Here is a 23118-nt window from a genome sequence, read left to right on the forward strand (position 1 = left end):
GCCCCACTCCTTATTTTAAATTCAGCTCAACCATGATGCGTTCGGCGATCCTCTCCAGCGGTAAGTCTTCCGACGAGATACCCGCTTTCGCCACTGCTTGCGGCATGCCATAAACGACACAGCTTTCTTCGTCCTGTGCCCAGATAGTTGCCCCCGCGCTTTTTAGCATACGTGCGCCCTCTCGACCATCTGCGCCCATACCGGTGAGCACCATCGACAGAACCTTATCGCCATATATTTTAGCGGCGGAGCCAAAGGTCACATCCACACAAGGCTTGTAATTCATCCGCTCGCCGCCGTCGAGAATTTTTAGACGTGCCGCGCCTGGTCTGCCATCAATCATCATTTGCATCCCTCCCGGCGCCAGGTAGGCGTGCCCAGGTTTGAGCGTGTCCCCATCTTTCGCTTCAACGACAGTGATTTTGCTCAGTCCATTCAGGCGCTGCGCAAACGCCGATGTGAATGTGGCAGGCATATGTTGAATCAAAACAATCGGCAGCGGAAAGTTTGCGGGTAGCTTGGTCAGTACTTTTTGCAGCGCAACGGGACCACCGGTCGACGTACCAATCGCCATCAATTGGTAACGTTTACCTGTGGCGGTAAATCGCGCTGGCGCCTTGGACGGCGCACTCGCCCCCGCCGCAGGGCGGGACGCTGGGCGCGCAGGCGTGCGCACACCGCCCGATGGCGAAGCCGTTTGCCCGGTACTGCCTGGGGAGGATGGGCGCGTCGCACGTCGAAGTACTGGCCGTTTACGCGCAATTTCGAGTACGCGCTGTTGCAGTAAACTGGTCGCTTCTTCGCGATTGCGAGCGATGTCCTCAAACTTTTTAGGAAGAAAGTCGAGCGCCCCAGCTTCAAGTGCATCTAACGTGGCTTTCGCCCCATCATGCGTCAACGATGAAAACATCAAAATTGGTGTGGGCGTTTGCGCCATGATCTGGCGCACCGCCGAGATACCATCAAGTACTGGCATCTCCACATCCATAGTGACAACGTCAGGCTTGAGTTGGGCGGTTTTTTCCACCGCTTCCTTGCCATTCACTGCACTATCAATGACCTCCATTCTCGGATCGGCATTGATGATTTCACTAACACGGCGACGGAAGAAACTGGAGTCATCTACCACCAATACTTTTACTGCCATGGGCGTCCTTTTCTCAAATTAACCTGCGTAATGTTTCAACAGGTTGGGCACATCCAAGATCAGAGCAATATGACCATCACTGGTGATGGTTGCCCCTGCCATTCCCGGCGTCCCTTGAAGTAGTTCGTCAAGTGGCTTAATGACCACCTCCTCTTGACCAAACAAGGTGTCTACCACAAACGCGATGCGTTGATGCGCGATTTGCACGATCACCACATGCCCCTTGGTTTTATCGATATCAGTTGATCCTTTACACAACCAATCTTGCAAGAAGAACAGTGGGATCGCTTTATCGCGTACGATTAAGGTTAGCTGGCCATCAACCGTATTGGTTCTGGACATATCCAAACTGATAATTTCACTGACATTCGACAGAGGGAACGCAAACGGGTTATCACCGACGCCGACCATGAGGGTTGGCAATATCGCCAGTGTCAATGGTACCTTGATTTCCAGAACCGTCCCTCGGCCGAGTTCAGAGTCGATATTAATCGAGCCATTAAGCTTGGTGATGCCGGTTTTCACCACATCCATCCCCACACCACGACCAGAAATATCGGAAATCTCGGTTTTGGTTGAAAAGCCAGGTGCAAAAATCAGGTTGTACGCTTCACTATTACTTAAGCGAGCCGCCGCTTCTGCATCAAGGACACCACGGTCAACCGCAATGCTCTTCAGCTTTTCAGCATCCATACCGCCACCGTCATCAGCAATGGTCAGGAGAATATGATCCCCTTCTTGTGACGCTTTGAGGGTGATGGTACCGACACGAGGTTTACCCGCTTTTTCACGCTCATCAGGCATTTCAATACCGTGATCCACCGAGTTACGTACCAAGTGGACCATAGGGTCAGCCAGTGCTTCGACCAGGTTTTTATCCAGATCGGTTTCTTCGCCCTGCATTTCCAGGACGATTTCTTTTTTCAAGCTACGTGCTAAGTCACGGACAACGCGGGGGAAGCGGCCAAATACTTTTTTAATTGGCTGCATACGCGTTTTCATCACCGCGCCTTGCAAGTCGGCAGTGACCACATCTAGGTTGGTAACCGCCTTGGCCATGCTTTCATCGTTGCTGCTTTGGCCCAGACTCACTAAGCGGTTACGCACCAACACCAGCTCACCGACCATATTCATAATGCCGTCGAGCGTGGAGGTATTAACTCGTACCGTTTGCTCTTGTTGAGGGGCGGCCGGTGGCTTCTTCTCAGGTGCCTTTTCTGCCGCAGCAGGTGCTTTAGCACCCGCGCCGGCACTTTTCGGTGTGCTTTCTTTCGCGAGCTCAGGCTTGCTCGCTTTTTGTGCGGGCGCAGGCTCGGACTTTGGCTGAGGTTTGGCTTGCGCATCCACCTTATCGGCATCCGCTTTCGCTTTCTCCGCTTCGGCGGCGGGGCCTTTGCCTTTACCATGCAACTCGTCTAAGAGCTTTTCAAACTCGTCGTCATCGATTAGCTCATCACCACCAGATGGGGACGACGCCGAAGCGGGCTTATCCGATGGCGCTGATGGACTTTCATTGCTGGTGTCGCTTGCCCCTCCAGCAGGGCCTTTACCTGCACCGTGCAAATCATCAAGCAGTTTTTCGAACTCGTCGTCGGTAATATCGCCGCTATCCGCCTCAGTGCTTTCCACCACCTCAGGCTTTTCTGATGCTGAATCAGACGCCGTGGGTGCTTTTCCCTCACCATGGAGCTGATCGAGCAACTTGTCGAATTCATCTTGGGTGATCTCATCCACTGAGTCGCCACTGATCGCACTGTCTTCTTGGCTTGATGCGTCACTTTCAGACGCCTCAGGTTCGGGTTCTGGCTCGGGGTCTGGTTCAGGTGCAGGCTCTTCCGCCACAGCCTCATCTTCACTCGCGGGTTTCGCATAGCGGTGCAGTGCTTCGAGCAAGGCGCCATCGGCTGGTACTGGCTCTTCGCGGTTTTGTACCGCGGCGAATTGATCATTGACAGTGTCCAGCGCCTGCAAAATGGTGTCCATAACATCTGATGTCACCTCACGTCCGTGATTACGTAAGTTGTCAAAGACGTTTTCAGCACCGTGGCACGTATCGACCAGCGCATTTAAGCCAAGAAAGCCCGCGCCACCTTTTACCGTGTGGAAGCCACGGAAAATACTGTTTAGTAAGTCTGCATCATCAGGGGCACGCTCCAAATCGACCAGCTGCTCAGACATCTGCTCGAGGATCTCTCCCGCTTCAATCAAAAAGTCCTGAAGGATTTCTTCATCCATCTCAAAGCTCATAGCGCACCTCTAAAAACCCAAACTCGATAATAAATCGTCAACATCATCTTGGCTGTGAACCACGTCATCGCGCTCTTCAGGGTGAATCACAGGACCCTCAGGGGCTGACTTATCGGTGGTATCATCTGCTTTTTTCGCCGGTGCTGCGTCAATCGCAGCGCTATCCATGCCAAAGGCGGTAAGTATTTCTACCAGCTGTTGCTCAACTTCTTGCACCAATTCAATCACGCGCCGAATCACTTGGCCGGTTAAGTCTTGAAAGTCTTGTGCCATGAGGATTTCAGTCAGGTGCGCGTGCAATTCTGTCGCGCCCCCTTCTACTTGGGTCAAGAGTTCGTCAATGTTGTGACACAACGACTTGAACTCATCCAAGGCAATCTCACCGCGCATCAGGCTGTTCCAGTTGGGACGAACAGCTTGCAAGTTGTCTTGCAGCTCGCTTGCTATCGGCATGGTTCGTTCAACCGAATCCATGGTTTTGTTGGCGGCCAATTCGGTTTTCTGCATGACATACGTGAGCCTGTCGCGAGCGTCAGGGATATCCACGTTGGCCAAATCACTCACTCTAGGATCCAAACGAAAGTCAGTAATCGAGTCATGTAATTGGCGGGTTAGCTTCCCCACTTCATTGAACAGTGGGTCACGCGCTTCTTTCGCTATTTCGGTAAGAAGCGTATTAGCGTTATCTTGCTCTCCGTTTTCAAGATACGCGACCAATTGTTTCGCTTGGTCCAGATTGATCATGGCGGTTCCTTCTTACTGTGCGCTTGCGAATTACATACGCTCGAAAATCTTATCGAGCTTTTCTTTCAACGTAGCGGCAGTAAAAGGTTTAACAATGTAACCGTTCACCCCTGCTTGCGCGGCTTCTACAATTTGCTCGCGCTTCGCCTCAGCGGTGATCATCAATACAGGCAGGTGCTTAAGATCGCCGTCCTTACGGATTTCTTTAAGCAAGTCAATCCCCTGCATACCAGGCATATTCCAATCGGTCACGACAAAATCAATACCGCCTTTTTTGAGGATTGGCAGCGCGGTTAAGCCGTCATCCGCTTCAACGGTATTGTTGAAACCTAAGTCACGAAGAAGATTCTTTACGATACGGCGCATTGTTGAAAAATCATCAACAACGAGAATTTTCATGTTTTTATCCAAGGTTGCCTCCGGTGAGGTCTCGTTTTATTGTCGAAACAGTTACTTACTCACTATGCCAAGCGGATAGCTTAGCTCTCAAACGTTGCGTAGCCTGACTTTGAATCTGACAGACCCGGGATTCACTGACCCCTATCACTGCTCCTATCTCTTTGAGGTTTAATTCCTCATCATAATAAAGAGATAGCACCAGCGCCTCTCTTTCAGGAAGACTTTTGATCGCCGCCGCTAATGCGGCTTTGAAACTGTCTTCCGCAACACCCTGAAAGGGAGTGTTGTCATTACGGCGACTCTCTGTTGTGAATGCATCTTCAGAGACGCCCAGATCATCCATCCCGATCAAACGCCCACAGTTTACATCGTTAAGCGCCTGATGGTACTGCTCTAAGCTCATATCAAGCTTTTCTGCAACCTCCACGTCGGTTGGATCCCGACCTAACGCTTTTTCTAGCGATGCGATAGCCTCACTGATTGAACGACTCGCCTTGTGGACAGACCGTGGCACCCAGTCACCGCGGCGCATATCATCCAGCATAGCACCGCGAATTCGAATACCGGCATAAGTTTCAAAACTCGCCCCTTTGGAGGGGTCATAATTTTGCTGTGCCTCAAGGAGGCCGACCATACCAGCTTGGATCAAATCTTCTACTTGAACACTCGGTGGCAAGCGCCCCATCAAGTGATGCGCGATGCGCTTGACCAAACTCGAATAACGCTCAAGTACCGCTTGGCGATCTGCCCCTGTGCGGCTATACGTGAGCGCTCTATTCACGAACTAACTCTCCTGCGTCATCATTTTTGATAAGCAACCGCTCAACAAAAAACTCCAGATGGCCTCCCGGATTTCGCGGCACCGGCCAAGTCAGCGCTTTGTTCGCCAGCGCATTCATTGCCAATGATGCGGGCGAGCGAGGAAATGCGTCAATGACAACTTTTTGTTTTCTCACTGCTTGCCTCACCCTTTCGTCAACGGGAACACATGCTACTAATTCTAGATTAGCATTGAGAAACCTTTCAGTGACTCGCGTTAATTTTGTGAACAAGTCTCGTCCTTCACGGTAGCTTCTGACCATATTTGCAACAACTTTAAAGCGTGTCACACCATGTTCACGGCTGAGTACTTTAATCAATGCATACGCATCAGTAATTGATGTAGGTTCATCACAGACCACAATGACGACATCTTGTGCGGCGCGCGAGAAACTCAGTACCATGTCTGAAATCCCCGCGGCAGTATCCACTAAGAGTACATCAACCTCTTCTTCGAGTGTACCAAAAGCGCGAATTAAACCAGCATGTTGCGCCGGTGTGAGCTCCGTCATACCTTGAAGACCAGACGATGCAGGTACGATTTTCATACCGTGCGGACCTTCGAGAATAATATCTTTCAGATCACAGACGCCTTGAAGCACATGAGACAGATTCTTGCCCGCTCTTAGGCCAAGTAACACATCCACATTGGCGAGGCCAAGGTCGGCATCCAATACCATGACTTTTTTCCCTTGGCGAGCCATAGACGCGGCCATTCCCAGCGTGACATTGGTTTTTCCTACGCCACCTTTTCCCCCGGTTACGGTAATAACCTTGGTGCGTGACGGATTGGTTAAACGGCGCAGGCCGCTTGCTTGATCTTGCATGCTTGTCTCAATCATAAAAGTCCGCCCCATTCGACTCTGGGACATCACTGTTCCAGAAGTGATTGTGCTGATCCGCACCTGACTCCAACATTTCACTGGCTTTGCTAACCAGGAACTGTCCCGTGGCTTGGCGGATATCTTCCGGCACACGTTGCCCGTCGGCTAAGTAGGCCACAGGCAGGGCATTTTCGATGGTGACACACAACAGTTCACCGAGGCTGAGCGATTCATCGAGTTTGGTCAGAACACATCCCGATAACGGGATGCGGCGAAAATGTTCAATGGTTTCTTGCAATACGCGGCGTTGTGATGTCGCCGGTAACACCAGTAGGCTACGAATATGCGAGCCACTATTTTGCATCAGGGTATCGAGCTGTTCCGACAAGCGAAGATCACGCTGCCCCATCCCGGCGGTATCTAGCAATATCAAGCGTCTATGACGCAGCTGATAAAGGATGTCGGCAAGCTCATCGGCATCTTTAGCCACTTTAACGGGGCAACCAAGGATACGGCCGTACGTGGCTAACTGTTCATGGGCACCGATACGGAATGTATCTGTGGTCACCAAGGCAATATCTTCCGGGCCAAATTCCATCGCGGCTCGCGCCGCCAGCTTAGCAATCGTGGTGGTTTTCCCGACCCCTGTCGGACCAAGAAGTGCAATCACGCCGCCGGTTTCTAGCATATTCTCGTCAACCGTGATCACCTGATCCGCAACCAGGTCAAGGAGCGCTTGCCACGCCTCATTCGGTGGTGTCTCTTCTGGGATATAACAGGCCAGTTGATCCGCTAGCTCAGAAGATAGTCCCATACGCTCTAAGCGTTTGATAAGCATGGCGCGTAACGGCTCTCGCCGCTCTACCTCTTGCCACATAAGCCCCGACAATTGGTGTTCTAATAAGCTTCGAATTGATGCCATTTCCTGACGCATTGCATCAATTTCTTGATGAGAAGCCTGAGATTGACGTGCCTCAAACCGGGATGGATCTAGCTTAGGCTTGGACGTTGACGGAGATGCATGCGGACCGCTCGACTTATTGGCAGCCGTTTGCCAGCCAGAACGACTGCTACTTTTAAGTTGACGACGAGGCTCATAACCGCGTCCTAGCGCGGCAGGCCGTTCGTCAGCCCCTGATGGCGATGGGCTCCGTGCTGGCTGCTTTTGTTGGCGTTGTAGCAACGCGCTCAACGAGTCAGCTTCTGTTTCTGGTTCCGCGGGCTGAGATTGGTCACGGTACTCATCCAACATGGCAGAAAAACGAGGTGGGCGCTTAGTATGACCGTTTTGACGACCACCTGCCTGTTGCCGTTGACGCAGTTGCACTTGATCATCCGCAAGTTGGCGGTGAGCCTGAGAATAAGCCTGAGCAGATTGTTGCTGCGCTTTTGGTGCGGGCTTATCAGGCATTGGCTCTGTATCCGCATCAACCGCCGCGACAATTTCTACGCCGCCTGTCACTTTTTTGTTAGACATGATCACCGCATCAGCGCCAAGTTCTTCTTTCACTTGGCTTAAAGCTGCTCTCATATCCTTTGCAAAAAAACGTTTTATTTTCAAAGCACTGCCCTACTCATAAACGATGTTAATTGTTGCCAACCGCATTGACGATACGAATTTGTTTTTCATCAGGCACTTCTTGATAAGACAAGACGCGTAGCGTCGGTATTGTGTTTTTAACAAATTTCGCCAATGTCGCTCGTAGCACGCCAGACGTTAGCAATACGGCCGGCTCTCCTTGCAACTCTTGTTGTTGCGTCGCTTCTGCCAACGAAGACTGCAACCGCTCAGCCAGACCCGGCTCAATCCCTGTCGACTCGCCACCGGATGCCTGCATAGTTTTATGCAACATCTGTTCCAGTTCAGGAACAAGCGTAATAACTGGCAGTTCAGGGGCGCTGCCATTGATTTCTTGAACGATCAGACGACGCAACGCAATCCTGACCGCTGCGGTTAAAATGTCAGGATCTTGACTCTTACCGGTATACTCAGCCATGGTTTGCACGATAGTGCGAATATCACGAATAGGGATCGCTTCACTCAGTAAGTTTTGCAGTACTTTGACTAGCACACTGAGCGGAATTTGATCCGGGATCAGTCCTTCAACCAAGCGCGGTACTTGCTTACCTAACATATCGACCAGATTTTGCGCTTCCTCATGACCCAATAAACGCTCGGCGTTGTTGGTCAACATCTGGCTAAGGTGGGTGGCCAACACAGTGGCAGAGTCAACCACGGTGTAACCGAGTGCTTGGGCATGCTCTCGTTGGCTTGGCTCAATCCAAACCGCCTCAAGGCCGAAAGCCGGATCCTGGGTGGGCTCGCCGTCGATAGGGCCAAAAACTTGACCTGGGTTGATCGCGAGTTCATGTTGAGGGTGGACTTCGGCTTCTCCGACAGCGACCCCCATTAAGGTGATGCGATAGTTATGGGGTGGCAGTTCAAGGTTGTCGCGAATATGTACCGGTGGGATCAAAAAACCAAAATCTTGCGACAGCTTTTTACGTACGCCTTTGACTCGGTCGAGCAGCTCTCCGCCCTGATCACGATCGACCATGGCAATCAGACGATATCCAACCTCCAGTCCGATAACATCCACCGGCTGCACATCGTCCCACGATAACTCTTTCGGTTTAGCGGGCGCGGCTTCGGGAAGATCGGTTTGCTCCGGCGCTTGCTGTGCTTTTTGATATTGCTTGTATTTCCAGTACGCCAGGCCACCACAAATCACTGCCAGCAGCAAGAAAGGCACATGAGGCATCCCCGGTACTAGCCCCATCACCGTCAAAATACCGGTGGCAATCATCAACGCACGCGGATTATCAAACAGCTGGAACACCACCTGCTGTCCCATGTCTTCTTCGGTGTTTTGTCGCGTCACCATGATGGCGGCGCCTATCGACAGCAGCAACGACGGTATTTGTGCAACCAGACCATCACCAATGGTCAGTAAGGTATATACCTCCAACGCCTCGGAAAAACCCAAGCCATGTTGGCCCATCCCGATAGACAAGCCACCCACAATGTTGATGAAAAGGATCAAAATACCGGCGATGGCATCGCCTTTAACGAATTTAGACGCACCGTCCATTGAGCCATAAAAATCCGCTTCTTGCGTGACTTCTTGGCGTCGTGACCGTGCTTGTTCTTGGTCGATAAGCCCTGCGTTTAAGTCGGCATCGATCGCCATTTGTTTACCCGGCAATGCATCCAAGGTAAAACGCGCGGTCACTTCTGAAATCCGGCCCGCACCTTTGGTGACGACCATGAAGTTAATGATCATCAGGATAAGAAAGACCACCAAGCCCACGGCATAGTTACCACCAATGACCACCGAGCCAAAGGCACCAATCACTTGGCCTGCTGCATCCGGGCCCTCGTGCCCATAAAGCAAAACCACACGCGTGGAAGCAACGTTAAGCGCCAGCCGCATTAACGTTGCAATCAAGAGCACCGCTGGGAAAGCCGCAAACTCAAGTGGGCGCCGTGTATAAATGGTGACCAGCAAGACCACGAGCGACAATGCAATGTTAAATGAGAACATCAAGTCGAGCAGCATCGGTGGAACAGGCAGAACCACCATCGCTAAGGTCGCTAATACCAGTGCTGGCGCGCCGATAGCCGGCATCGCTCCTAACCTGTGGTAAGGCACTTTGTCAGAAAATGGCAATCGCCAGTTGGCTTTTAACATGTTAAGCGTTCAAATCCATGATTGGTGAACGCGGGCCTGGTGCCGCGTATAATCAAAACGGGAATGCAGAGGAAGCAAGTTTTACGCCAAAAAAAGACAATAAAGTGTCAGCATTTTGGCACTGCGCTGACATTGCCGCGTTCGGCAACGCTTAGTCATGTTGCAAGTCGGAAGGGATAGGTAAATAAGCGTCATCAGGACGAGTGGGCCGTCGACCCCGTCCTTTTTTGTATTGCTTAAGCTGGAAGACATACGCCAAGACCTGCGCGACGGCGGTAAACAAACCGTCAGGGATCTGTTGCTCAAGCTCGGTGCTAAAATACAATGCCCGCGCCAGAGGGGGAGCGGGGACAATGGCAATGTCATATTCAGCCGCAATTTCTCGTATTTTCAATGCAGTAAAGTCCGAGCCTTTGGCTATCACGACGGGCGCACTATCGATATCACTGTTGTAGCGTAGCGCCACGGAGTAGTGTTCGGGGTTAGTCACGACCACATCGGCTTGAGGAACGTCCGCCATCATCCGGCGTTGCGCCATCTCACGCTGTAACATTCGGATACGCCCTTTCACTTCTGGGCTACCCTCAGTTTCTTTGTGCTCGTCTTTTACCTCTTGCTTGGTCATTTTAAGCTGCTCATTGTGTTGCCAAATTTGAAACGGCACATCAATGACCACCACAACCAACAGTGAGCAACACACGAGCAATACGAAGTTCAGTAAAATGTCGAGCGCGTGATAGAGATTACTGGGAAAGGTATCAATGGTCAGCTCAAAGAAGTCTTCCAGGTTCACATAAACCAGATAAGCCGCCACGCCCGCGACCAACAGCACTTTGAGGACAGACTTCAATAGCTCGACCAAGCCTTGGGTACCAAACATACGCTTGAACCCAGAAAGCGGACTCATTTTCGACAGCTTAGGCCGTGCGGCTTCCCAAGAGAAACTCACACCACCGAGCCCGGCCGCCCCCACGAGGCCGGAGATAAATAGCACAATCAAGATCAGCCCAAGTGGCAGAATCAAATGCAGTAGCTCACCGACCACCACCAGCATCAGCTCTGAGCTATCAAAGATCTCTGCACGTGACAAGGAGAATAGGCGCGTCATCAATGCCATTAGGGCTTCGCCCAGCGCTTGCCCGAACCACATCAAACTGATCGCCCCGACCACTAACACTGCCACGGAAGCCAGTTCTCTTGAGCGCGGTACTTGGCCCTTTTCCCGCGCCTGCTCCTGCCTTCGGGGCGTGGCGTCTTCTGTTCTTTCCTGACCGTCGCTCTCTGCCATCAGCTTCTATCCACAGTTAATTCGAATCAGCGAACAAACTTGGTTCAACCCTGTTTCCCAATGATTGTTGTAATGCGTCAACATACCGAACAGCAAATACCAGCTGATCAGCAACCCCATTAACAATGCAAAAGCGAAGCCAAGAGAGAAAATGTTTAGCTGCGGCGCAGCCCGCGTCATCACACCAAAAGACAAGTTAACCACCAGCAAGGCAATGACGCCGGCCAGGGAAATACTGAGTGCTACTTTAAACATGATGCCAAACCACTGTGCCAAACTACGGTAGTCGGCGGCACCAATCATTTCGCCAATCGGTAAGGTGTCAAAACTCATCACTACCAGGTTAAGCATTTTTAGATGCCCATCCGTGGCGAGAAACAACATCACGGCCAAAAACAAGTAAAACTGCCCTAGCAAAGGGGTATTCTGACCATTAGCCGGGTCGACCATGGATGCAAAACCCAAGCTCGATTGCATCCCCAAAATTTGCCCTAACACCACAAACGTTTGGGTGATAAATTGGGTAACCATCCCCATCGCCACACCAATGACCACTTGCTGCGCGAGCACGGTAAAACCGGCAAAGGAAACCAGCTCTATATTCTCGGGGGCGGCCGGTAACGCAGGCATCACGGCAAAGGTAATCGCCAGTGACAGATAGAGGCGGATCCTCACTGGCACAAATCGTGCGCCAAAGAAGGTCATCGCCATCATCATTGACGAAATACGGGTAAAGGGCCAAAAGTAGTTAGCCATCCAAGATAAAATCACCGAGGCTGGATATTCCATGGCTTGCCTCGTCAGTAGAGAATGTTGGGGATGTGATCAATCAAGCGATAGAAATACTCCATCAGCATTCGCGTCATCCAGTGGCCAAAAAACATCAACGCGATAAAGGTCGCGATCAAACGCGGTAAAAAGCTCAGCGTTTGCTCGTTAATCGAGGTTGCCGCTTGAAAGATGGCGACAATCAGGCCAACCAACAAACCAGGCACCACAATCGCTGAGACGAGGAGTAACACCAAATAGAGCGCATCTTGGAAAAGCTCGACAAACGCTTCTGGGGCCATCGCTGCCTCCTTTAGCCGAAACTGGCTGCCAAGGTGGAGAGGATAAGATTCCACCCATCAACCAAGACAAAAAGCATTAACTTGAAGGGTAACGACACTATCATGGGCGATAGCATCATCATACCCATCGCCATCAATACCGACGCCACGACCAAGTCAATCACCAAAAATGGCAAGAACAACATAAAGCCAATTTGGAACGCGGTTTTGAGCTCTGACGTCACAAACGCGGGGATCAGCACCGTCATCGGCACTTGTTCAGGCTCATCGACTTGCGACCCAGACATATTGACGAAGGTTTCCAAATCTTTAACCCGCGTTTGCCGGAGCATAAACTCACGCAGCGGCACCTGTACCCGATCAAAGGCTTCCCGCGCTGTGACTTGTTCATTGATATAAGGCTGAATCGCCTCTGTGTTCATTCGGTCAATCACAGGTGACATAATAAATAAGGTCAAAAACATCGCGATGCCAATGATCACTTGGTTCGATGGCGTTTGCTGTAACCCCATGGCTTGACGCAAAATGGCCATCACCACCACGATCCGAGTGAACGACGTCATTAAAATGACAACCGCTGGCAAAAAGCCCAGCGCGGTCATTATTGCCAGAATTTGCAACGTGACGGAGTAGTCTTCACTACCATCCGGGTTGACACGCATCGTGACCGCTGGGATCCCGCCTCCCGTATTGCGACCCACTTCTAAACGTGCCGCCTCACCACTTTCGCTAATCGATTCGGTGGTGATGCTTTCTTGTGCTGGCGTCGCTTCTTGTTCGGCTGCAGCAAACGGTGTAAATAAGGTAGCTGCCACCCAGACCCAAGCGGCCAATAACATTCGTATCGTCATTTTCGATTCAACAGTTGGCTAAGCTGATTGGCAAAGCGAGAAGGCTTGTCAGACGCTGGCGTCGCCGTTGGAATGGGGTTATCCAGTGTTTTTAACACGTTCACGCTGGTAGCCGTTACGCCGACAACCAGCTGCTCGCCGTGGATATCGACCACCAGAATGCGCTCCTTTTGACCCACTGCCAATTGGCTGACGATCGTGATTCCGTCACTTTGCTGTGCCAGCCCCGGCACTTTTAATCGTCGCAGCAACCAGGCCAGAGCAAAGATAAGCCCTAGCACTAATCCTAACGACAACAGCATTGTCACTATACTGACCTCGGGCGCCGCCGCCCACACGGGCATTGGCACCAAGAGTACACCCCAAACGCGTCGGTTCACCGTCATCCCTATCGTAGTTTCTTAATCCGTTCAGTTTGGCTAATCACATCCGTGAGGCGGATACCAAACTTGTCGTTAACGACCACCACTTCACCGTGTGCGATAAGCGTGCCATTGACCAGCACATCGAGCGACTCCCCGGCCAACCTATCTAACTCAACCACCGAGCCTTGGTTGAGCTGAAGCAGGTTACGGATGTTAATTTGCGTATGCCCCACTTCCATAGAAATGGTCACTGGAATATCGAGGATCGCGTCCAGTTTGCGCTGTTCATCCGCCCCCATTTTTTGCTCGCTGTCATCAGTGAGCTCTTCAAGTGGTGCCGCTTGTACATCATCAGAGCCCTCGGCATCAGATTGCTCAGCCAGGGCTGCAGCCCAATCATCGTCTACATCATTTTGATCCATGACGTCTCACCCTTGTTTACAGATTCTGATCACTGAGCATTACCTTGTTTATCATCGATGGGTAAATCTTCCTCGAGATCATCGAGTAGCTCAGGTTTATCCTGCAACAACGAAATATCCGATTTCGCCATTTCAGGACGCTTAAGTTTTTCCACAATTTTCAGTGCCAGCTTATCGTTAGATTGTCCCATCTTCGCGCGATAGGTGGGCAAGTCTTCCACGAACACCGTACACGCATCCGGCATATCAACCGGAATCACATCGCCTTTTTGCAGCTCCATCAGGTCGCGCAAGGATAAAGTGACATCTAAAAGCTTGGCACTCAATTCAACATTCACATCCAAGATTTCATCCCTTAGCGCTTTACTCCAGCGCACATCGGTATCCATCTTGTCACTTTGTACCCCGGCATCAAGTAGCTCGCGAATCGGCTCCAGCATTGAGTAGGGCATGACCATATGAATGTCACCGCCACCACCATCAAGCTCGATATGGAATGAGCTCACCACTATCACTTCTGAAGGGCTGACAATGTTGGCCATTGCCGGATTAACCTCTGAGTCTAAATACTCAAAGGCCACTTCCATCACGGGCGCCCACGCGTCTTTGTAATCCTCAAACATCAACTTCAGCAGCATCTGGATCACACGCCGCTCTGTCGGGGTAAACTCCCGCCCTTCAATGCGAGCATGAAAGCGCCCATCGCCACCAAAAAAGTTTTCCACCAATATGAACACCAGACGGGCTTCCATGGTGATCAAGCTGGTACCTTTTAATGGGCGAAAACGCACCATATTCAAACTGGTCGGCACGTACAAGGTGTTTTGATACTCGCCAAACTTCATCATCTGCACGCCGTTGATCGACACTTCGGCGGTTTTACGCAGCATGTTAAACAAGCTAATGCGCATATGACGGGCAAAGCGCTCATTAATAAGCTCGAGCGTCGGCATCCGCCCACGCACAATTCTGTCTTGTGACGAGAAATCAAACTGAACCGCACCACCTTCACCTACTTCGGGCTCGTTATCCTCCTCTTCAACGTCATCAACACCGTGAAGAAGCGCATCAATCTCGTCTTGGCTGAGTAAGTCAGTCACGTCATCACCTATTGCATCACAAATCCAGTAAAGAGCACACGCTCTACCACCGGCTCGCCCGTTACTTTGATTAAGGCCGCGCGCACATTTTCTGCCGACTGGCGACGAATTTCGAGTTGGCCTTGTGGTGTGCGCAGTTGCTCCACCGTGGCCGCACCAAACGTATTAAGAAGCGCGTGCTCAATCAGCGGTAAGTTTTCCTTCGCTAGGGTTTCCATCTCACTGCCACGCACTAACAACTGGGTATTGACTTGCACCAGTCGTTGTTGCTCATCACCGGTGACATTAAAAACAAAGGGTTTAGGCAAGGTGACATAAATCGCGGGCAGGGCATTGTTTTGTTCCTCGAGGACAATGTCTTCTTGGCTGCCGTCATCACCAGATAGGAAAAAGAACGCCGCACCGCCTACCGCCGCGAGCAATACAACGGCGGCGACAATGATAATAATCAGCTTTTTCTTGCTCCCACCTTGCTCTGGGGTTGCGTTATCATCTGCCATGGCTGGTCTTGCTCCTTGTTATTTAAGCGTAGTAATCGACGGCGCGATCACTGTGTGAGACGTTCAGCGTTTGCCCGGCTAGCATGGCATCATCGCCATCATCCGGCCCTGTCGTGCCACGTGGTGCCCCACCTGCATTGCCAGCACCATCGCCATGCTGGCCATAGGCCATCTGTTGTGCACCACTGTCTTGCTGTTGAACCGACCCCTGGGCTAACTGTAGCCCTTGTTGCTGCAACATATCGCGCAATCTTGGCATCGCTTGCTCGACAGCATCACGCGCTTGCTGGTTCGCCACCGTGATATGCACAGAGGCTTGGTCGTTGTTTATCCCCAACTTAATTTGCATGCGTCCAAGCTCGGGTGGGTCGAGACGAATATCCACTTGCTTGAGGTTTTTAGACAACATGACATTGATTCGCTCAGTCAGTGCCGCGCCCGCTTCGCTAGGTGTTTGCCCCAAAGGTAGCGGGGCCTGCGCAGTTTGAGCGACCTGAATATCTTGTCGTGCTGTCGCTGCGTTCGCGCTTGGTGTGCCTAGACTGCTTGCCAATTGCTGGGCCAAGTTCTCGCCTCGTGAGGCCCCTTCCGCCGCGCTTGCAGCGCTGCCTGCAGCCAATGCGGCGTCAGTTTGAACCGCCTGTTCTGCCATCGCTTTCAATGCCGCTTTACTGACATTGTCTGACCGTTCATTTTGCCCGGCTAACATAGAAGCGGCATTCGGGTTGCCTGTTGCGCCACCTTTTACGTCAGGGTTTGCCATATTTTGTGGTAGGCCAGTCGCCTGTCGCAGCTTATCAGCCAGCTCGTTCGTTTTCGTCGTCGCCCCTTCTTTGGCCAACAAATCTTTGAGCGCAGACTCTTTATTGACTGACGCAGCATCGCCTAAGGCAGACTCACCGGGCGCCATCTTAGCGGCGGCAGCCCCATGTTGACTCTCCTGCTGCGCCTTCATGGCCGCCCATTTGATCGCCGGTCCATCCACTGAGAGAGATTGCCCCCCTTTAGGCATCTCACCACTGCTATCAAGCGCCACTTGGCGCCCAGCACCTTGTTCCAATGCGGCGCCACGATCTTGCGTGGCTTTAACCTGGGCGACTAACGCGGCGAGTTGTTCGGGCGATAACTGTGCCAATACCTCCTCCGCGGAAACCTCATCCGGCAGCGCTTTAGAGAGTTCGGAAAGCAGTGCTTGTTTGTCTACTTCACCCTCTTGACCCTGGAGGTCTACTCGCGCGTTACTGTCAGCGTCGCTCATCGGTAATGCATCGGTAGATAATGCCGTGGTATCCCCACCGGCAGGCAAGGTTTTGCCAGTAAGCATGTCCGCCGCTTGATTCAAACGCATTAATAAAGATTGGCTTTCTTCCATTGCCGTCATATCGGCAATTTTTTCCATCTCCGCCTCGCTGAAAACACCGTCAGCCAACATGGCTTCCGCATCAATGGCCTGACCATCGACGAGTAATGTTTTGCCATCAGGGGTTAGCTTGATAGACTCCCCTTGTCCTTCACTTCCATCGAGGGATTGATGCAAAGCGGACAAAAAGCCGGCACTTTGCTCTCCTTTCACCTCGCTGGACGCGCCCTCACTCGGCGCAGGCAGGGTTTTACTCGAAACATTGGAAAGTGTCAGCATTGACTGCGTCATAAGTTTCTCATCATTACCTATGGTTACCTATGCGTCAGCTTGGCATCAGCTGGCGCGTCGGTAATGAGAAAGCAATTATCGCGCCATTTTATTGTGAAGAGAAGGACGAGGGGCGTCGACGTGCGATAATCGCTGCCATTTCATCCATTTGTCGTTGTTCTTGGTAACGAGCACGCTCTGCTTCCTCACGTTCTCGTTTTTCTATCAGCCACTCTAGTGATTGCCGGTGCTGGCGGGTTTGTTGCCATGTCTGACGGCACTGCTCTAAATGATCTTTAAATTGATGCTCTGCATCTCTTTGTTTTGCCAAGGTTTCATCAAGCTGAACAATGAATTTATTTAAATGACCAAAGGCGCTGGCCGATAGGCCTGACTGACCACGCTCAGACATCTGACGGCAATACTCAAGCCGGTACTGTTCAATTTGCTCCAACTGGCGATAGTAATCATCAAGTGATTGCTGAGCCGCGCTCACACTGAGCTGGGCCTGCTTTTCATCTTCTTGCGCCTTGTCTAACAGCAACTGAAGTGCGTGATCGGCCATCGGTTACCCCTGTAAGGTTGAACGCAACATGTTGACACACATATCAAAAGGAACCACTTCTTTGATCCCTTGCTGCAGGTAATTGTCGAGCTTGGGCTTCAAGCTAAACGCCTGATCAACCGCCGCATCACTGCCAGGTTTGTAGGCGCCTATCGAGACCAGATCTTGGTTTTTACGGCACACGGACAACACTTGCCGCACCGCTTTCGACATCAAAATTTGCTCATCGCTGGTAATATTGGGCATCACTCGACTCACTGAACGCTCAACATCAATGGCAGGATAATGACCGCTATCTGCTAACTCGCGCGATAGCACAATATGACCATCGAGTATCGCTCGTGCTGCATCGGCAATAGGGTCTTGTAAATCATCCCCCTCGGTCAGCACGGTAAAAAAGGCCGTGATCGACCCTTGCCCAACGGCACCGTTCCCCGCGCGCTCAACCAATGAGGGTAAGCGCGCAAACACCGAAGGCGGATACCCTTTGGTCGCGGGTGGCTCGCCCACAGACAACGCAATTTCGCGCTGAGCCTGCGCAAACCGCGTTAACGAGTCCATCAATAAGAGAACATCAAGACCCAGATCGCGAAAATACTCAGCAATGGTCAACGCCGTTTGGCAGCCTTTTAACCGCACCAGCGGTGAGGCGTCGGCAGGCGCGGCAACCACTACCGCTCGGGCACGGCCTTCTTCTCCGAGGATATCATCGATAAACTCTTTCACTTCTCGGCCACGCTCACCAATCAACCCCACGACCACCACTTGTGCAGTGGTACCGCGTGTCATCATCCCTAAGGTGACAGATTTACCCACCCCAGAGCCGGCAAACAAGCCGATACGCTGCCCTTTCCCCACCGTCAATAGACCATTGATCGCTTTGATGCCAACATCAAGCGGCTCACGGATGGGTTGACGTGATAAGGGGTTAATGGGCATACCCTCCAAGCTCGCCTGTTTATCCGTGTAGATGTCGCCTTTACCGTCCAGTGGATTGCCCATGCCATCAATAACTCGTCCCAACAGCTCCATACCTACCGAGAGTTGACTACGTTCAGACAAAGGCGTCACTCTTGCACCTGGAAATACGCCTGATACTTGCTCGTTGGGCATCAGATATAAAAGTTCGTCGGCAAATCCCACGACTTCGGCTTCAATAGTGCCATTAAGGGTTTCAACCGAACAAACAGACCCAATGGGCGCGCGACAGCCTATCGCTTCAAGTGTCAGCCCAACCATACGCACCAATTTGCCCGACGCCACTGGCTTGGGGGCTAAATTATCAAGCTGACATTGTTTTAACCGCTCAGCGAGTTGGCTCATTATGATTGCCCTGGATCCTCAGTCGATGTGGGTTCATCTTGCGTCGTGGCCGTGGCGTCTTGCTCAACGGGTTCGTCACTCGACGGCTCGCGCTCAGCGGTCGCTGATTCGTTGGCATAGGCGCCAGTATCAACAGGCTCTACCGTTGCGCCGTCTGATGGCGTGGATTGCCGGGGTTGATTCTGCCCTTGAAACTCTCTTAATAACGCGTCCACGCGGTCAGCATAGCGATAGTCGACGACTGAATCTTTGGCTTTTACATGGACGTCTCCACGCGAGAGTGCGGGCTCTGATTGCAAAGTCCAGTCGCGGGCAGCCAGCATATCGTCGTCATACGCGTCGGTGACAATGGCATAGTCATCTGGATGCAAAGCAGCAGTAACCGGGTGGTCGGCCACTGGCAAAGCGGCAATGGCGGCCCGTAAGGTGTGTAGAATCACCTGAGGATTAGTGTCTAGCTCCACGCCTGTCAATGATTTCGTCAAGGTCTGGACCATCACCAACAGTTGTTGCTCGACATCGATATCCAGCTTTTCTAATGGATGACTTAGCTGATTGAGAATACTGTCAAGCTGCTGGCAACGCGCTTCAATCAGCGCTTGGCCATCGGCGAGGCCTTGCTCAAACCCTGCCTTTTTTCCTTCTTCATGGCCTTTCTCATGCCCTTGTTCTAAACCGGCTTCGAGCCCCTCAGCATGCCCCAGCTGCTTGCCTTCTTCATACCCTTCGTCATAGCCCTGCTGGCGAATAGCATCGAGGGCATCAGCGGTTAAAGGTTCGGGGGCTGGCTCGTTTTCCTCCGGCTCCACCTCAACGTCCGGCTCCCAACTGGGGTCGTAATTGAGTGCGGTCTCTTTGGGCAGGTTTTCGCCTTCGTTGTAAGGGGGCAGTGCCCACCTATCAATGCTTTCGGCATCGGCCTCATCGACGCGGATATAGCCACGGCGTTTTTCTAAACTCATCGTTGCCCCTTACAAAAACGACTTAGACGAATTCATCGCCGCCGCCTCCGGTAAGCATGATTTCACCTGCATCAGCGAGACGGCGTGCGACAGATAGAATCTCTTTCTGCGCCCCTTCCACGTCTGAAACCCGGATTGGCCCCATGGCTTCGATATCATCTTGCAACATTTCTGCTGCACGTTTAGACATGTTGCGATAGATTTTCTCGCGCAAGTTATCTTCCGCCCCTTTGAGCGCTTTTTGCAGCACTTCTTGCGGTACATCACGTAGCAAGGTTTGTACGCCGCGATCGTCCACATCAATCAAGTTATCAAACACGAACATCAAGTCTTGGATTTGTGAGGCCATCTCTTCGTCTTGATCGCGAATCGAGTCCATCAACACCCCTTCGACGCTGTTGTCCATGTAGTTCATGATTTCCGCTGCCGCTTTCAAGCCACCAATTTTGGCCGCTTGTGCCCCTGCTTGACCTGCAAACTGTTTCTCCATGATCTCATTCAGCTCATGGAGCGCGGCTGGTTGCACTTCTTCAAGGTTGGCAATCCGCATCATTAAATCGAGACGGTCGCGCTCTACAAATTGCGAGAGGATCTCTGCCGAATGCTCGGGATCCAAATAGGATAAGACGATAGTTTGGATTTGCGGGTGCTCGTTGATAATAATGCTGGCCACTTGGCGCGGATCCATCCATTTCAGTGAGTCTAAGCCTTTCGAGCCGCTACCCAACAAGATCTGATCGACCAAGTTATTCGCTTTGTCCTCACCCAAGGCTGCCACCAGGGCGTTGCGCACAAAGTCTTCACTCCCCATCCCAATCGAGGTGTATTTTTGGATTTCCTCCAAAAAAGCACGATGGACCGCAGCCACTTTGTCCGAATTAAGGTCAGTCATCGAGGTCATGGCCGCGCCCACCCGTTGAACCTGTTTCGGCTCAAGGTGGCGAATGATACTCGCGGCGTCTTGTTCACTTAAACTGAGCAGCAAAATGGCGGCTTTTTCAATCCCACTCAACGAGCTGATATCGAAGTTTGAGCCTGCTTGCTCATCACCGCCTGTGGTTGCGACTTCATTTGCCATCTTCGGTTACCCAATTTTTCACCGCTTGTGCGGCCAGGTCTGGCTCATTGGCCACCAGCGCCCGCACCGCTTTTAACAAGTCTTCATCTTTATGTAAGTTTGGCAGCTCCACATCCGACGCTGACATCGCAAAGTTGCTAGAGCCGTCAAGCTCAGAGCCTATCAAGCCAACATCATCCCCATCTGGGGTGATAGGTAAGCCATCTGGGCCAAGGATTTCGCCATTGGGCCCCACGGTATTGCCATCTTCGTCGGTATTTGGATAAAGTAGCTTTTTCATCGCTGGACGCACCAACACCACGATAATGACAATGATCACCAAGGCGGCCGCTAACCACCGTACCCAGTCATTAAAGTTGGGATGATCCCAAATCGGCACATCTTGCTCTGCCGCTTGCTCTGGCTCAACAAACGGGACGGCGATGACTTCAAGTACATCCCCACGTTGTTCGCTAAAGCCCACCCCGCCCATTAGGAGACGGCGGATTTTGGCCAATTCATCGTCTGACAACGGCTGCTTGACCGTATCCCCGGTTTCAGGATCGACACTTTGTTTAAAGTTCACCGCCACAGAAACAGTTTGCCGATCAATAACGCCTGACTGTGCGCGGCGGTGGCGAATGGTGGTGTCGAGTTCAAAGTTGCGGGTGGCTTCACGGCTCACTGACCCGGTACCGCCTGCACCATTTTTAAGATCCCTGACGTCTTCCGGGATGGAGGCATCGGCCGGCGGTTGGTTGCTTAACGCCCCTGGAATACCCGCTACACGATCCGAGCCATTATAATCTTCGCGCGTATATTCGCTGCGTGTTGCCGGTGTGTTGGGGTTAAACTGACGCTGCGTTTCTTCTAGCGAACTGAAATCCAGTGACACATCGACTTGCGAGGTATAGTTGCCCAGCCCTAGTACGGGGATCAGTATTGAGTCGATTTTTTCGCGCAATTGACGTTCTTGTTTACGCTCCAATTCGTACTCTTTGCGCCGCGCCGCTGACGCAGGATCTTCACTGCCAGAATTTAGCAAGCGACCATGTTGGTCGGTAACGGTGACGCGCGTGGGTTTTAGCGAGGGGACGGCAGAGGCAACCATATCAACAATGGAGTCCACTTCCTCTTGACCCAAGGTGTTCGTCCCTCCCAAGGTTAAGAATACCGTGGCCGATGCCTCTTGATTGTGGCGCACAAAGACACTCTGTTTGGGCATCGCTAACAAGACACGTGCTTTTCGCACTTGCCGCACTTCTTCAATCGCGGCGGCGAGCTGTCGCTCACGGCTAAGTTTCAAACGTTCTTGCTCGAGTTTTTGCGAGACGCCAAAACCCATGTCATTGAGCAAAATTTCATCGCCCTCGGCCGTGCTGGTATTCAGCCCCACCCGGGTTAAACCGAGACGAATCGAGGAATAATCGCTTGAGGGGACGCGGATGGTATTACCATCCAGTTGGTATTCTACTTTGTTTTGGTCAAGGTGATCCAAAACAGGGATCAGTTCTTCTGTTTCGTACGTACCCAGTGGCCGCATTTCGGGTTCCTGCACCCAAAAAAACAGCATCATGATCAGCGCAACACAAATCGCAACCGCTAACACCAAGATCAACTGGCGCACCATGTCGAGATCGCCAAATATCGAGTTTGACGATGCTGACTGCTCTGATGCGTCCGGATCTTGCGTGCTTTGCTCTGCGTCTAATGCCGCATCGGTTGATGGCAGTGCTGCTGCGCCATCTGAAACCGCCAGATCGGTGTTTTGGTTCTCTTCAGCCACTGATTAATTCCTACATTAAACAGGCATATTCATGAGTTCTTTATACGCCTCAACTAACTTGTTGCGCGTTTGCACGGTGGCATCAAACGCCACACTCGACTTGTTTCGAGCAATCATGACATCCGATAAGCTTACATTGCGGTCACCTTCATCGAACCGTGTGGCAAGCTCACCCGACGTCTTTTGCAATCCATTTACATGGTTAATCGCACTGGCAAGCATATCGCCAAATTCTTGGCTGACTTGTTGACCGGTTGCAGGCTGAGAGACATTCTTCGCCGCTGCCGCCATGGCTTGCATCTCTTGCGTCAAGGCATTCGCTTTCAT

At 51.8% G+C, this 23118-nt stretch carries 23 protein-coding genes; all 23 read right to left on the reverse strand.

Annotated features, from left to right (window positions below; translation table 11 throughout):
- Positions 1-10: 10 nt before the first annotated feature.
- Positions 11-1147, reverse strand: a complete 1137-nt coding sequence (locus tag BZG25_RS07120) for a chemotaxis response regulator protein-glutamate methylesterase (RefSeq protein ID WP_077638741.1) — start codon at positions 1145-1147, stop codon at positions 11-13.
- An 18-nt stretch (positions 1148-1165) separates the two neighbouring features.
- Entirely contained in the window at positions 1166-3394 is a 2229-nt protein-coding gene (locus BZG25_RS07125; RefSeq protein ID WP_077638742.1) for a chemotaxis protein CheA, read from the reverse strand.
- 9 nt (positions 3395-3403) lie between these two features.
- Positions 3404-4138, reverse strand: coding sequence for a protein phosphatase CheZ (locus tag BZG25_RS07130; RefSeq protein WP_046074930.1), 735 nt, complete (start codon positions 4136-4138; stop codon positions 3404-3406).
- A 30-nt stretch (positions 4139-4168) separates the two neighbouring features.
- Positions 4169-4537 (reverse strand): chemotaxis response regulator CheY, encoded by a 369-nt coding sequence (cheY, locus tag BZG25_RS07135; RefSeq protein WP_046074931.1) that lies wholly within the window; start codon positions 4535-4537, stop codon positions 4169-4171.
- Positions 4538-4592: 55 nt separating this feature from the next.
- Positions 4593-5318 (reverse strand): RNA polymerase sigma factor FliA, encoded by a 726-nt coding sequence (locus BZG25_RS07140; RefSeq protein WP_077638743.1) that lies wholly within the window; start codon positions 5316-5318, stop codon positions 4593-4595.
- Positions 5311-6198, reverse strand: a complete 888-nt coding sequence (locus BZG25_RS07145; protein ID WP_046074933.1) for a MinD/ParA family protein — start codon at positions 6196-6198, stop codon at positions 5311-5313. The genes BZG25_RS07140 and BZG25_RS07145 overlap by 8 nt, the downstream gene beginning before the upstream one ends.
- Positions 6191-7741 (reverse strand): flagellar biosynthesis protein FlhF, encoded by a 1551-nt coding sequence (gene flhF / locus BZG25_RS07150; protein ID WP_077638744.1) that lies wholly within the window; start codon positions 7739-7741, stop codon positions 6191-6193. The genes BZG25_RS07145 and flhF overlap by 8 nt, the downstream gene beginning before the upstream one ends.
- Positions 7742-7766: 25 nt before the next feature.
- Positions 7767-9872, reverse strand: a complete 2106-nt coding sequence (flhA, locus tag BZG25_RS07155) for a flagellar biosynthesis protein FlhA (protein ID WP_046074935.1) — start codon at positions 9870-9872, stop codon at positions 7767-7769.
- 151 nt (positions 9873-10023) lie between these two features.
- Positions 10024-11160, reverse strand: a complete 1137-nt coding sequence (flhB, locus tag BZG25_RS07160; RefSeq protein WP_077578011.1) for a flagellar biosynthesis protein FlhB — start codon at positions 11158-11160, stop codon at positions 10024-10026.
- 6 nt (positions 11161-11166) lie between these two features.
- Positions 11167-11949: a flagellar biosynthetic protein FliR gene (fliR, locus tag BZG25_RS07165; protein ID WP_077638745.1), complete on the reverse strand. Its 783-nt coding sequence runs from the start codon at positions 11947-11949 to the stop codon at positions 11167-11169.
- A gap of 11 nt (positions 11950-11960) precedes the next feature.
- Entirely contained in the window at positions 11961-12230 is a 270-nt protein-coding gene (gene fliQ, locus BZG25_RS07170; RefSeq protein ID WP_046074938.1) for a flagellar biosynthesis protein FliQ, read from the reverse strand.
- Positions 12231-12241: 11 nt separating this feature from the next.
- Positions 12242-13081, reverse strand: a complete 840-nt coding sequence (gene fliP, locus BZG25_RS07175; RefSeq protein ID WP_077578010.1) for a flagellar type III secretion system pore protein FliP — start codon at positions 13079-13081, stop codon at positions 12242-12244.
- Positions 13078-13461, reverse strand: a complete 384-nt coding sequence (gene fliO, locus BZG25_RS07180) for a flagellar biosynthetic protein FliO (RefSeq protein WP_158010009.1) — start codon at positions 13459-13461, stop codon at positions 13078-13080. The genes fliP and fliO overlap by 4 nt, the downstream gene beginning before the upstream one ends.
- Positions 13462-13469: 8 nt before the next feature.
- A complete protein-coding gene (gene fliN, locus BZG25_RS07185) occupies positions 13470-13868 on the reverse strand; it encodes a flagellar motor switch protein FliN (RefSeq protein ID WP_046074940.1) in 399 nt (132 codons plus the stop codon).
- 29 nt (positions 13869-13897) lie between these two features.
- Positions 13898-14968, reverse strand: coding sequence for a flagellar motor switch protein FliM (gene fliM, locus BZG25_RS07190; protein ID WP_077638746.1), 1071 nt, complete (start codon positions 14966-14968; stop codon positions 13898-13900).
- Positions 14969-14976: 8 nt separating this feature from the next.
- Positions 14977-15468 carry a flagellar basal body-associated protein FliL gene (gene fliL, locus BZG25_RS07195; RefSeq protein WP_077638747.1) on the reverse strand — a complete coding sequence of 164 codons (492 nt, stop codon included), beginning with the start codon at positions 15466-15468 and terminating at the stop codon, positions 14977-14979.
- 22 nt (positions 15469-15490) lie between these two features.
- On the reverse strand, positions 15491-17119 hold the full coding sequence (locus BZG25_RS07200; RefSeq protein ID WP_077638748.1) for a flagellar hook-length control protein FliK: 1629 nt from the start codon (positions 17117-17119) through the stop codon (positions 15491-15493).
- An 88-nt stretch (positions 17120-17207) separates the two neighbouring features.
- The gene (fliJ, locus tag BZG25_RS07205) at positions 17208-17663 is read right to left on the reverse strand and encodes a flagellar export protein FliJ (protein ID WP_077606539.1); all 456 of its coding nucleotides are present in this window, start codon (positions 17661-17663) and stop codon (positions 17208-17210) included.
- A gap of 3 nt (positions 17664-17666) precedes the next feature.
- Positions 17667-18986, reverse strand: a complete 1320-nt coding sequence (fliI, locus tag BZG25_RS07210; protein ID WP_077638749.1) for a flagellar protein export ATPase FliI — start codon at positions 18984-18986, stop codon at positions 17667-17669.
- A complete protein-coding gene (locus BZG25_RS07215) occupies positions 18986-19948 on the reverse strand; it encodes a flagellar assembly protein FliH (protein WP_077578004.1) in 963 nt (320 codons plus the stop codon). Before BZG25_RS07215 ends, fliI begins: the two co-directional genes overlap by 1 nt.
- A 22-nt stretch (positions 19949-19970) precedes the next feature.
- Positions 19971-21026 carry a flagellar motor switch protein FliG gene (fliG, locus tag BZG25_RS07220; protein ID WP_046074947.1) on the reverse strand — a complete coding sequence of 352 codons (1056 nt, stop codon included), beginning with the start codon at positions 21024-21026 and terminating at the stop codon, positions 19971-19973.
- Entirely contained in the window at positions 21016-22791 is a 1776-nt protein-coding gene (gene fliF / locus BZG25_RS07225; RefSeq protein WP_077578003.1) for a flagellar basal-body MS-ring/collar protein FliF, read from the reverse strand. The genes fliG and fliF overlap by 11 nt, the downstream gene beginning before the upstream one ends.
- Before the next feature lie 15 nt (positions 22792-22806).
- Complete coding sequence (gene fliE, locus BZG25_RS07230; protein ID WP_046074949.1) at positions 22807-23118, reverse strand: flagellar hook-basal body complex protein FliE; 312 nt, start codon at positions 23116-23118, stop codon at positions 22807-22809.

Origin of the sequence: Salinivibrio sp. ML198, assembly GCF_001996015.1 — a bacterium.
Classification (GTDB): domain Bacteria; phylum Pseudomonadota; class Gammaproteobacteria; order Enterobacterales; family Vibrionaceae; genus Salinivibrio; species Salinivibrio siamensis.